Raw genomic sequence first — 12,181 nt, 5'->3', positions numbered from 1 at the left:
GAATAACGGGCAATCCGGCCCACATCAGGCCATGGCCGAAGCGCACCGCCGCATGATCAATGCAGGCTGAATGCGACTGTAGTATCCGTGCTTTTACCCTTTCCTTGATAGATTATTCCTTAACCGGATATGTTGTGAGATTTTTGCCCCCGTCAGGGGGCTTTTTTATCTGACTCAGCTACAATTAACCGGTACCTGTCTGAAAGGATTTATTAAATGAAAATCAAAAACACCCTTTTTGTAATATTAATGTTATCCCTGCCAGCCATTTCTGCTGAACATTCGGAAATGAAAATGTCAGATATGCACTCATCGGCATCGTCACAGGAATATATGGCTGGCATGAAAGACATGCATGACAAAATGATGGCCGCCGTTAATGAGCCCGATCCCGATAAGGCCTTTGCAAAAGGTATGATCGCACACCATGAAGGAGCAATAGCAATGGCTGAGACCGAACTTAAATACGGAAAAGATCCCGAAATGAGAAAGCTTGCGCAGGACATCATTAAAGCTCAGAAAGGTGAAATCGAGCAGATGAATAAATGGCTTGGCAGTCAAAAATAAAGATTGCAAAAACGCCATAATAAGCGTAATTTTAATTCACTCCCGGGCACGGGAGCCTGTTAAACGTTAAATAATTAAAACCCGATTAATTTCGGGTTTTTTATATACTATACTCCGGTCCTTTGCTGTGGACCGGAATATATGCAGCAGCGATAATTTTTACACATTATCTCGTCATGGCAACAATATCGCTCAGGATCTCAACCAGCTCAATCCTTTCCTGCATTCCGTCATGATAGGTTGATCTTGAGATGATTCTTTCCGCTGTCATCCGGGGCCAGAATTTATCAAGCACATTATCGGGCTTCATTCCCACCGCCCGGCCAATTATTTTTTTAGCATCACAGGTGTCCGTAAACGTGACGGCTACACCGGTCATTTCTTCGATCAGATCCGGGCAGAGATAGTTCTCTATTTCACGTTTACGCGTGGCGAAGAATACCTTACCGGCATCCTCCACTTCTCTTTTACGTTTCTGAATGGACATAACCTGTGCAGGGTCTCCCCCAATATCGGAGTCCAGAAAAACGCACCAGGGAAGCCCCAGATCGTTGGCCAGATTCAATGTAACCCAGTGTTTGACGCTGCCACACCCTCCTATGAGGACTGGCACTATTTTCACGTCCTCCAGAGAGGCTGGCAGCACACCTGACTGTTTTAATGAACTGGCCGCATGCCTCAGGAAAGTGACATCCGACTTTCCCTCTACCAGAACAATCCCCTGCGCCCTTTCCATACCGGTCTCTGGTAGCACCCCCAGGCTTTCAGTGGCTTCCTTCAGCACAGCGTCATCCGGCATTTTTACTACGGGTTCACCCGCCTCATTTCGGGTGACATAACGTACACCTTCGACAGGGATCAATCCGGCCAGCGCCGGGACATGGGTGGTGACGATAATCTGACGGTGCGGCTGGCCTGCCAGTGCCAGCAACGCTTTCATCAGCATCATCTGATAGTTTGGCTGCTGTGACGTTTCAGGCTCTTCGATGGCATAAATCATGTTTCTGGGCGTCCCCGCGACATTCTTTTCAGCCTCAGCCCGGAAAAAATTCAACAGGATAAGCCTCCTTATCCCGCTGCCGCGCTTATTGATGGGGATGCCATTTTCCCCGTCCAGGGTGAAATTGAAGGTCCACTTGGGTTTTTCCTTAAATCGTGGAGTCAGTTCACTGGCGAGTTCGGGGGCCATTTCACGTAATTTATCCGGGTATACGGATTTAATGGTTGATGGGGCACCTTCACCCCATCAATCTGATACCACCCTCAGATGGTTGATAGATCGACTCCGTAGTTGAGTTCCTCTGCGAAGTCCGGCAGTCCGTAACCGATGGTTTTCTTGTAGAAAGGAGAGACCTTCGCAGTCGGTGCCTTCTTCTTGTGCTTCGTGGTGTAGAGCATTCGTGCCCGCATCACCTCGAAGGAGTAACCGCGCCCTTCACGGTTCTTGTCCTTGGCCAGTCGGTTGATGGACTCCGTGTAAGCGTTGGTGACGGGCATGTCCGTCTCGAAGTAGGTCATGGTCTCTTCGCGCCAGTTTCCCACTGCCCTGACCAGATCGCTCCAGACTTCCTTTTGGCCCTTCGGGATGGTGGCTATCCACTCGTCCAGGGCGGCTTCTGCCTGGAGCCGTGTGGTGGCGTCCCAGATGCCGTAGAAGCGCTCCTTGTGCTCGTAGGCGGCCAGCAGTTGCGGGAACGCGCCTGTCCAGGTCTCCATGATGAGGCGCTCCCGGTCTGAGACTTCGTGAGCGCGTTTCAGCAGGATTTTCCGGTCTCCCTTGAGAGTCCGGCTCTGGGACGGTTTCAGCTCCTTTCTGAGGCCCTTGCGCACTCTCTCTAGGGCATCGTTGGCCATGCGCACCACATGGAACTTATCGACCACGATACGGGCCTGGGGCAGCACAGCCTTGACCGCTGCCCGGTAGGGGTTCCACATGTCCATGCTGACGATCTCGACCTTCTGCCGGTCTTTCAGCTTCATCAGGTAGTTGGTCACCACGTCCTGGCGGCGGGTGGCCAGCAGGTCGAGCAGGGTTCGCTCCTCAATGTTGGTCAGAATGCAGCGGTAGCGCTTGTTCAGGTATAGCTCGTCAATGCCCAGGATGCGGGGCGTCTCGAAGCGGTGCCAGCGCCCCAGGAACTCGGCGCGGGCGTTGAAGATGTCGCGCACCGTCTTCTCGTCCAGGCCGGTCTGTGCCGCCACAAAGGTGTAGGGGTGGTTGAAGGATTCCTTCTCCACGTACTCATGCAGCCGCAGTGTCATACGGAATCCGTCCACCATCTCCGGTAGCTGGGGCCTGAATGTTGTCTTGCAGGCCCGGCAGGTGTATCGGCGGCGGACCACCCAGAGAGTGACCCGCTTGCCGTGGATGGGCAGATCACGATAGGGAACGTCACGCTTGCCGAACCGTACGAACTCACCCTGCACGCCGCATTCCTCGCAGGCGATGGGATCGGGCACGTCCACCTGGAAGTGCATTTCGTCGTCGGTTGATTTGCAGCCCAGTACTTGGTATTGCGGCAGGTGAAGGATGTTGTCGGGAAGTTCGGTCATGGTGTTGTATAGGCGTAGGTGTCAGTCAGATCCATCCGACTCGGCATTGGTGTTTGCTTTTTTACCCAACAAGCTGCTGGAAACGAAAAGTAAGGCACCGAGGACAATTGCAATATCAGCCAGGTTGAAGGCCGGCCAATGCCAGTCTCGCCAATAGAAATCAAAGGAATCCACAACATAGCCGCGAAAGACCCGGTCAATCAGGTTGCCCATGGCGCCACCGAGGATAAGACTGTAAGCGATGGCTTCTCCTTTATGACGATTTTCAAGGATCAGCTTGATCAGAAAAATCGAGACCACTACCGCGATTCCGATAAAAAAGTAGCGCTGCCAGCCTCCACCATTCGCAAAAAGACTGAATGCGGCACCGGTGTTCCATAGGTGCACCCAGTTAAAGAACGGGGTCACCGAAACATACTCGCCATAGGCCATTGATTGCTGCACCAGCCACTTTACAGCCTGATCAGACGCTGCCAGCAGGCCCGATATGGACAATAGGGCATACGGCGAGAGCTTTTTGCCAATAATGGGGTCCGCTTGGAAAACGGAAATTTTCCTACGTTAAGCGTTTTGAGCTTAACGAGTGATTTCGTTCCATTGAGCGCGAACCCCTGACCGTAAGGGATGTACGGAACGATCTGACTGTCCGTTAACAGTTTTGCTTACTTTCGTACATGTTATTGGCATGGTGTACGCAATCGTTCGGTTTCGGACACAGAAACGCTGTAGCCCCGCGAACCGAGTGATATCCAATAGCCGATTGGTTAAAAAGTAGTCTTAGCGTAGGTTATTTTCCCTTTTCCAAGCGGACCCCATAATGAGCATTATTTAACCCTTCAACGCCAAAATGCGTCTGGCACCGTTAAGTACAAGGGGTCGGTTCCGGCTGAGGGCGAAATGACACCCTAAGCGTTAGCTCTGTGTCGTTGCACGATGTCAGCGACGGTATTCTTGCTGATACCGAGCTCGCGTGCGATCCAGCGATAGCTGCGTCCCTCGGCCCTCATCGCAACCACCTTAGGCAAAAGTCGGTCTGATTTTGGTCGCACTCCGGCCTGACGACCAAGCCTCTTACCACGTGCCTTCGCAACAGCAAGGCCTGACTTGACCCGCTCGCTGATGAGATCCCGCTCAAACTCCGCAATGCCGGAAAGAAACGTCGCCAGCATTCGTCCATACGGCGACGAAAGATCGAACGCCATTCCATTCATGGCTATCACGGAAACCTTCCAGTTCTCCAGTTCACGTAGCGTATTGAGCAGATCGAGCGTCGAGCGCCCCCACCGGGAAAGCTCAGTGACCAGGATTGCATCAATTTGTCTGGACTGGGCAAGCGCCAGGACTTTCTTTCGCTCGGCCCGGTCGAGTTTAGTTCCTGAACCTGTTTCCTTAAATATTCCCACCACGTCGTAGCCGGCACGGCCGGCGAAGGCTCGCAGATCAAATTCCTGGCGTTCACAAGACTGATCCGCTGTTGAAACCCGGCAGTAAATGGCGGCACGATGTCCCAATTGAACCCTCCTGGATTTTTGTATCGGAACGCCCTGATTTATATGGGCTGGCTGTTGTCCAAAACAGACTATACTTCAAAAGGGACGAATTTGTATGTCACGACGCCATATTTTCACCGAACGGCAGCGAGCAGCGCTGTTCGATCTGCCCACGGACGAACTGTCGCTACTGAAGTTCTACACGCTGGGCGATGATGACCTGGAAAACATTAGGCAGCGCCGCAGACCGGAAAACAGGATTGGCTTTGCCCTGCAACTTTGTGCCTTACGATATCCGGGCCGTGCACTGGCTCCTGGTGAGATGATCCCGCGTGAAGTCCTTTCCTTCGTCGGTGCTCAGCTTGGAGTTCCGGCTGATGCGCTTCTCACTTATGCCACACGGCGCCAAACCCGTCAGCAGCACATGGACACGCTGCGCGAAATTTACGGCTACAAGACCTTCACGGGCCGTGGTGCCCGTGATCTGCGGGAGTGGACTTTCGGCCAGGCCGAAGATGCCAGATCAAACGAGGATCTTGCTCATCGTTTTATTGTGCGGTGTCGGGAAACTTCCACCATTCTGCCCGCAGTATCGACAATCGAGCGCTTGTGCGCGGATGCTCTGGTCGCCGCTGAGCGGCGGATTGAAACGCGGATTGCGGAAAATTTAACAGCGGATGTTCGCGATCACCTGGACAAACTTCTGAGTGAAATGCTCGCCGGCAATATCAGTCGTTTCATCTGGCTTCGCAACTTCGAGGTTGGTAACAACTCGGCTGCTGCTAACCGTTTGCTCGACAGGCTCGAATTTCTGCGTACCCTGAATATCAATCATAGTGCTTTGGCCAGCATACCTGCCCATCGCATTGCCCGGCTGCGTCGGCAGGGTGAACGCTACTTCACCGACGGTTTGCGTGACATCACTTCGGACCGCCGCTGGGCGATCCTTACCGTCTGTGTTGTGGAGTGGGAAGCGGCGATTGCTGATGCCATAGTCGAAACCCATGACAGGATCGTAGGAAAAACCTGGCGGGAAGCGAAGCGCCAGCATGACGAAACAATTTCCGGCTCTAAAGCCACACTCACGGATACGATCCGTACCTTCACCGCGCTGGGAGCTTCGTTGCTTGAGGCCCGCAGTGACGGAACCCCGCTGGAGATGGCTGTCGCCAGTTCGGTTGCATGGGACCGGCTCGCTCAACTGGTAGCGACAGGGACTCAACTCAGCAACACGCTAGCCGATGAGCCTCTTGCATATGTCGGGCAGGGATACCATCGCTTTCGTCGTTATGCGCCCCGCATGTTGCGCTGTCTGAAGCTCGAAGCCGCGCCGGTCGCCGGACCATTGGTAGCAGCAGCTTTGTCGATCGGAGAGATGAAAGGTGTTGCATCGCCAGAAAGGCGTTTCCTGCGGCCCAGCTCCAAATGGAACCGTCATTTACGAGCTCAGGAAAAAGGAGATACCCGTCTTTGGGAAGTGGCGGTACTCTTTCACCTCCGGGATGCTTTTCGTTCCGGAGATGTCTGGCTCGCTCATTCGCGCCGCTATGGTGACCTCAAGCAGGTACTGGTGCCGATGATCGCGGCGCAGGAAAATGCAAAACTGGCCGTGCCTTCCAACCCACAGGATTGGCTGGCAGACAGAAAGGCGCGACTCACGATCGCTCTTAAGCGGCTGGCCCGGGCTGCCCGTAACGGCACTATTCCGCACGGTAGCATAGAAGATGGAACGTTGCGGATCGACAGGTTGACAGCAGACGTGCCGGATGGTGCCGAGGCACTCATACTGGATCTGTATCGCCGAATGCCGTCCGTTCGGATTACCGACATGCTGCTTGAAGTTGATGCAGCCCTTGGTTTCACAGATGCGTTTACCCATCTGAGAACCGGGGCTCCATGTCGCGACCGGATCGGTCTGCTCAACGTCCTGCTCGCTGAAGGGCTCAATCTGGGCCTGCGTAAGATGGCGGAAGCTACAAACACGCATGATTACTGGCAGCTCTCACGCCTTGCCCGCTGGCATGTTGAAAGCGAAGCCATGAACCAGGCATTGGCAATTGTGGTGGCCGCGCAGGGTAAACTGCCGATGTCACGCGTCTGGGGGATGGGCACGTCAGCATCGAGCGATGGTCAGTTTTTCCCGACAGCGCGGCATGGCGAAGCCATGAACATGGTCAATGCCAAATATGGTTCTGTTCCCGGCCTCAAAGCGTATACTCACGTAAGCGACCAGTTCGCGCCATTCGCTTGTCAGTCGATCCCGGCGACCGTGAGCGAGGCACCGTATATTCTCGATGGACTACTGATGAACGAGGTCGGTCGCCATGTTCGCGAACAGTATGCCGATACAGCAGGATTCACCGACCATTTGTTCGGAGCCAGTAGCCTGCTCGGCTACAATCTCGTTCTGCGAATCAGGGATCTGCCATCGAAGCGGTTGTACGTATTTAATCCCGATACGACCCCTAGGGAGTTACGCAAGTTGGTAGGTGGAAAAGCCCGGGAGGATCTTATCGTTGCGAACTGGCCTGATATTTTCCGTTGTGCCGCGACGATGACCGCTGGCAAAATCAGGCCCAGCCAACTCCTGCGCAAGCTCGCTTCTTACCCACGACAAAACAACCTTGCAGTTGCGCTTCGTGAAGTTGGTCGTATTGAACGGACCCTTTTCATTATTGAGTGGATCCTGGATACGGACATGCAGCGGCGTGCTCAGATCGGTCTTAACAAGGGAGAGGCCCACCATGCGCTCAAAAATGCGCTCCGTATCGGGAGGCAGGGGGAAATTCGCGATCGCACGACAGAGGGGCAGCACTACCGAATCGCTGGGCTCAATTTATTGACTGCGGTGATCATTTACTGGAATACCGTCCATCTTGGTCATGCCGTCACGGAGCGGCGGAACGAAGGGTTGGATGTTCCCCCTGAATTTCTTCCCCACATATCCCCATTGGGCTGGGCGCACATTCTACTGACTGGCGAATATCTTTGGCCCAAGGAACCGAAAGCTTAGGGTGTCATTTCGCCCTCAGCCGGAACCGACCCCTACAATGCCCCCCGCGATGGTGCCGATAATCAGATCCGGATAATTGGAACCGGTCCACGCGACCAGGGCGCCGGCGGTGATGACCCCCAGGTTGATCACCACGTCGTTGGCCGAGAATATCCAGCTTGCCTTCATGTGCGCCCCGCCTTCCCGATGTTTGGATATGAGCAGCAGACAACTGGTATTGGCAATCAATGCGACGAATGCGATAGCCATCATCACCAGCGATTCAGGCTCACTACCGAATACAAAGCGTCTCACCACCTCTACGAGCACGCCCACAGCCAAGATCAGTTGCAGTACACCAGCAAGATGCGCGGCACGTACCTGCATTTTCACGCTATGTCCAACCGCATAAAGGGCAAGCCCGTACACCGCCGCATCGGCAAAATTGTCCAGGGATTCTCCAATCAGGCCGGTGGACCGGGCGATCAGACCGGCAGTCATTTCCACCACGAACAGAAGTGCATTGATGCCGAGCAACCAGCGCAGGGTCCCGGATTCTTGCTTAGCAGAAGCTGCCGAAAACTCGGCGGCCTTGATGGTCTCCGGATTTGCAGCGACGGTTTCCTGAAGCGAGGCGCCTAGCCCCAAGGTCTTCAGTTTCGAGGTGACGGGCTCGACCTCGCCGTCATGCACGACCTTCAGCCGGCGGTTCGACAAGTCGAAGGACAGCGCCCGAATCTCCTCAAAGCCGTTCAGGGCTAGGCGAATCATTCGTTCTTCTGATGGACAGTCCATCTTCGGCACGGCATAAACACTGACCCATCTCCCTGGCGCCTCGGAGGAGGCCTGTATATCGGTATCCGCTGCGGACGTTGCATCACCGCCACAGGCGCCACCACAGGATTTGCTCATGATACGACTCCACTTGAACAATGTTGTGGTACCATTTAAAACTATAAAGCTACTATAAGGTCAATAGAGTAAAGAATCCGTTGGGGAGGAGGCTGATGCGCATTGGTCAGTTGGCGCAGTTGGTAGGGGTCGAAACACAGACGATCCGCTTCTATGAACAGCAGGGCTTGTTGCCGCCGCCTGATCGGCAGGACAACGGTTACCGTGTCTATACCGAGAAGCATGGTGAGGGGCTGGCCTTCATCCGTCGCTGCAGAATCCTGGGCCTGTCACTGGCTGAGATTCACGAACTACAGAGCTATCAGGACGACCCTCATCAGCCTTGTACCGCCGTCAACGCCTTGCTCGATGATCACATCTCTCATGTGCGGTCGCAGATAACCGCTCTGCAAGCGCTTGAGAAACAACTCGTTTCACTGAGAGCGAGTTGCAACGATGACCGGGAAGTTGAGGCGTGTGGGGTTCTTGCTGGAATTAGCGAAGGAAACATGCACCAGCAGTAGGTGAAGCATCAACCAGATAATCCGATGAGATGCCGGTCTGTCTCACTCTCATGCAAAGGTAAGATCAACCATTTAATCCGCTTACCCCATTTTTTTAAAGTGCGGTTGTTCGAGTGCTATCGCTTTTTTCACTTTCTCGCCGCCAGTTCCCTATTTATCTGGCGTTGCTGGCAATACTGATGTTGTTCGTGGCTCCAGTGATTTCGAAATCACTGGAGCATCAGCGTGCCAGTCAGCCTTGTTCGGCAGCGATAACCACCACACACAATGATATGCCTGATACGGCGGCCATGCACCACGCTATGCCAGGTATGGAGCATGATCTCCACTCTTCTTTAGACAGTGCCTGCGCTGTTTCCCAGAGCATGTCCCACCACTTGGCTTCAAACCCGGGCAGTTCACCGATGGAAGACATCGCCTGCGGCTATTGTCAGCTCCTCATTCACTTACCGCTGATCCAGACCGTTTTCATTCCTTTTATCTGGTTGATACTGCTTGTTTCACAAGCGCCTTTTTTGCCCGTCATTGTTTCTCCGTTACTGTCTGCCTGTTATTCCAAATGCCAGCCCCGCGCCCCGCCTAGCCTGTTTTCACTGCGTTAAGTTTTGCCGTTCAGCAAGACAATAATTTACCGTTTACGAAACAGAGCCTGATACAGGCCCGCTGTTTTGTGACGCTTTATGCATGGCCATTCCAGATGATGGCCAGCGAGTACCTGCTTGGGAAAGTGCAGGCCGATAAAAACAGGCTTTAACTATGAAAAATACCCGTTTCTCTTTATCACCACTGGCAACGGTGATGACCATGATGATCACCTTACCCGCGTTTGCTCAGGCTGAAGACGGCCATGAGGGGCATCAGAATAGCGTGGCTACCCTAGACGATCCGTCGGTGATGGTAGTTACTGCACCGGCCATTTCTCCATTGACGATCGTGACTTCACCTAAAACACCGCGCCAGCCGGTTCCGGCCAGTGACGGGTCTGATTATCTGAAAACCATCCCGGGTTTTTCTCAAATCCGTAACGGCGGAACCAATGGCGATCCGGTTTTTCGCGGTATGTTCGGTTCGCGTTTGCGCCTTTTGACCAACGGCAGTGAAATGCTTGGAGCCTGTCCCGCGCGTATGGATGCACCGAGTTCCTATATTTCACCAGAAAGTTTTGATCTTCTGACGCTGACCAAGGGGCCACAAACGGTACTTTGGGGGCCGGGTAACTCTGCAGGAACAGTGCATTTCGAACGTGAGCGACCTTCTTTTGAGAAAGCCGGTATTCAAGGTGATGCCAGCCTGCTCGGGGCATCAAATAGTCGTTGGGATCAAAATGCAGATATCAGCCTGGGAAATGAGCAAGGCTATCTGCGCCTGATCGGTAACAAATCTCGATCTGACGACTACAAGGATGGTAACAACCAGCGGGTGCCTTCTCAGTGGGATAAGTGGAACGCGGATATGGCACTGGGGTGGACGCCGGATAAAGACACCTGGCTGGAGCTGACCGCAGGGCAAGGCGATGGCGAAGCGCGTTATGCCGGGCGCAGTATGGATGGTTCGCAATTCAAACGCGAAAGCCTGGGGATGCGCTTTGAAAAGTCCAACATCGGGGACGTGTTCGACAAATTTGAAGCCAGTACTTATTACAATTATGCCGACCATATCATGGATAATTTCTCGTTGAGATCACCCGGCAGCATGTTAATGAGCGGCATGGGTTCGTCCATGGGCGCCATGCACGACAGTTCATCAATGAGCATGGGGACGTCGTCGGCTATGGACATGTCATCCTCAATGAACACAGCGAGCAGTTCGAGCATGAATATGAGCATGCCCATGGCTATGCAACTTGATCGCCGGACCGTCGGTGGCCGCATGATGGGAACCTGGCTGTGGAGCGATATCAAACTTGAAAGCGGCGCAGACATGCAACAGAACACGCACCGTAATAAAGAAAGCGATAGCTGGGTGAAAGATGCTCGCTTCCGTAATTATGGCGTTTTTAGTGAGTTGACTTGGACAGCCACCGATCAGGATAACGTCGTTAGCGGTGCGCGTCTGGATCGTGTGTTGGTAGATAACTTTACCGACACCGGCCTTGCAGGACGCAACGATGTGTTATATGCCGGGTTTGCCCGCATAGAACACTCGCTGGCAGACATGCCACTGATGCTGTATGCCGGTGTGGGTTATACCGAGCGTTTCCCTGATTATTGGGAACTGTTCTCTCCAACCTATGGGCCTGGTGGCAATACCAGCGCCTTTAATAGTGTAAAAGCGGAGAAAACCACTCAGTTGGATATAGGTGCACAGTACAGCACCAAGAAACTGAACGGGTGGGTGTCCGCCTACGTTGGGCATGTTAACGACTTTATTCTGTTCCGTTATGATCCCAAGAATGCGCGCGTTAGCGAAGCCGATAACGTTAATGCCCGTATTATGGGGGGAGAGACTGGCTTCAGTTATAAACTGACGGACAGTTGGAAAACCGAGACCAGCCTGGCTTATTCGTGGGCTGAAAATACCCGTGACAGCAGACCATTGCCACAAATCCCACCGCTGGAAGCCCGCCTAGGGCTGTCATGGGAAAAAGGGGACTGGAGCAGTACCGGTTTGCTACGTCTGGTCAGCAGCCAGAACCGGATTGCCGAGAATGAAGGGAATGTCGTTGGCAAGGATTTTGCCGCCAGCCCCGGTTTTGCGGTCTTTTCTGCGAATGCGGCGTACAAAGTCAATAAGTACGTCAAAGTCAGCACGGGTGTCGATAACCTGTTCAACAAGGATTACAGTGAACACCTGAACCTTGCTGGAAACAGCAGTTTCGGCTATTCCGCGAATACGTCTGTTAATGAACCGGGCCGCACCTTGTGGGCAAAAGTTAACGTGAAGTTCTGACGCAGTCTGAGACAATTGCAGTCGGCCCTGAGAGTTGCCAGGGCCATCACATTCAACATAAACAATAAATTATCTCCTTAGCGTGGTTTTTTACATCATTGGCCCTCAAACCCCGTTTCAGCATGGGTTTATCAAGAATGGTTGATCATATAAAGCCACTGCTTAGACCAAAAAGTGATCAGCAGTTTTCACACAGCCTGTGCCAGAAGCGGACTTTTTAAAAATATTGCGTGCCCAACAATTGGGCGCAGGTCACATCAAGTACCCTCAGAATT

The 12,181-nt window shown here is 53.3% G+C and carries 9 protein-coding genes and 2 pseudogenes; 6 read left to right on the top strand and 5 right to left on the bottom strand.

What is annotated here, in order from left to right:
- Positions 1 to 70, top strand: a pseudogene (locus QMN38_RS25695) (copper-binding protein); the annotation flags it as partial.
- Between the two features lie 146 nt (positions 71 to 216).
- The gene (copM, locus tag QMN38_RS25690) at positions 217 to 567 is read left to right on the top strand and encodes a CopM family metallochaperone (protein WP_008786877.1); all 351 of its coding nucleotides are present in this window, start codon (positions 217 to 219) and stop codon (positions 565 to 567) included.
- A gap of 166 nt (positions 568 to 733) precedes the next feature.
- Here the strand turns inward: copM and QMN38_RS25685 are convergent.
- The 4 genes and pseudogenes from QMN38_RS25685 to QMN38_RS25670 all read right to left on the bottom strand — a co-directional run.
- A pseudogene (locus tag QMN38_RS25685) lies at positions 734 to 1,771 on the bottom strand (ATP-dependent nuclease); the annotation flags it as partial.
- Between the two features lie 59 nt (positions 1,772 to 1,830).
- Complete coding sequence (locus QMN38_RS25680) at positions 1,831 to 3,120, bottom strand: ISL3-like element ISPpu12 family transposase (protein WP_004574636.1); 1,290 nt, start codon at positions 3,118 to 3,120, stop codon at positions 1,831 to 1,833.
- 21 nt (positions 3,121 to 3,141) lie between these two features.
- The gene (gene lspA, locus QMN38_RS25675) at positions 3,142 to 3,648 is read right to left on the bottom strand and encodes a signal peptidase II (RefSeq protein WP_113993618.1); all 507 of its coding nucleotides are present in this window, start codon (positions 3,646 to 3,648) and stop codon (positions 3,142 to 3,144) included.
- A gap of 377 nt (positions 3,649 to 4,025) precedes the next feature.
- Entirely contained in the window at positions 4,026 to 4,631 is a 606-nt protein-coding gene (locus QMN38_RS25670) for a recombinase family protein (RefSeq protein WP_000509966.1), read from the bottom strand.
- Positions 4,632 to 4,725: 94 nt separating this feature from the next.
- Here QMN38_RS25670 and QMN38_RS25665 point away from each other — a divergent pair, with 94 nt between their 5' ends.
- Positions 4,726 to 7,623, top strand: a complete 2,898-nt coding sequence (locus tag QMN38_RS25665) for a Tn3-like element Tn5403 family transposase (protein ID WP_032694514.1) — start codon at positions 4,726 to 4,728, stop codon at positions 7,621 to 7,623.
- 15 nt (positions 7,624 to 7,638) lie between these two features.
- On the opposite strand, the gene QMN38_RS25660 is transcribed toward QMN38_RS25665, so the two are convergent.
- A complete protein-coding gene (locus QMN38_RS25660) occupies positions 7,639 to 8,514 on the bottom strand; it encodes a cation efflux transmembrane domain-containing protein (RefSeq protein WP_323606349.1) in 876 nt (291 codons plus the stop codon).
- A 95-nt stretch (positions 8,515 to 8,609) separates the two neighbouring features.
- Between QMN38_RS25660 and cadR the strand changes: the two genes are divergently transcribed.
- The 3 genes from cadR (at position 8,610) to QMN38_RS25645 (ending at position 11,906) form a co-directional block, all read left to right on the top strand.
- Complete coding sequence (gene cadR, locus QMN38_RS25655) at positions 8,610 to 9,017, top strand: Cd(II)/Pb(II)-responsive transcriptional regulator (protein WP_004364961.1); 408 nt, start codon at positions 8,610 to 8,612, stop codon at positions 9,015 to 9,017.
- 113 nt (positions 9,018 to 9,130) lie between these two features.
- Positions 9,131 to 9,619: a DUF2946 domain-containing protein gene (locus QMN38_RS25650; protein WP_008786826.1), complete on the top strand. Its 489-nt coding sequence runs from the start codon at positions 9,131 to 9,133 to the stop codon at positions 9,617 to 9,619.
- 154 nt (positions 9,620 to 9,773) lie between these two features.
- Complete coding sequence (locus QMN38_RS25645) at positions 9,774 to 11,906, top strand: TonB-dependent receptor domain-containing protein (protein WP_020996148.1); 2,133 nt, start codon at positions 9,774 to 9,776, stop codon at positions 11,904 to 11,906.
- The last annotated feature ends 275 nt before the right edge of the window (positions 11,907 to 12,181 follow it).

It is taken from the genome of Citrobacter sp. R-1.5.2 (genome assembly GCF_035064245.1).
Lineage (GTDB): Bacteria > Pseudomonadota > Gammaproteobacteria > Enterobacterales > Enterobacteriaceae > Citrobacter.
The sequence above is the reverse complement of the archived record's forward strand: the minus strand, read 5'-3'. Positions and strand labels throughout refer to the sequence as shown.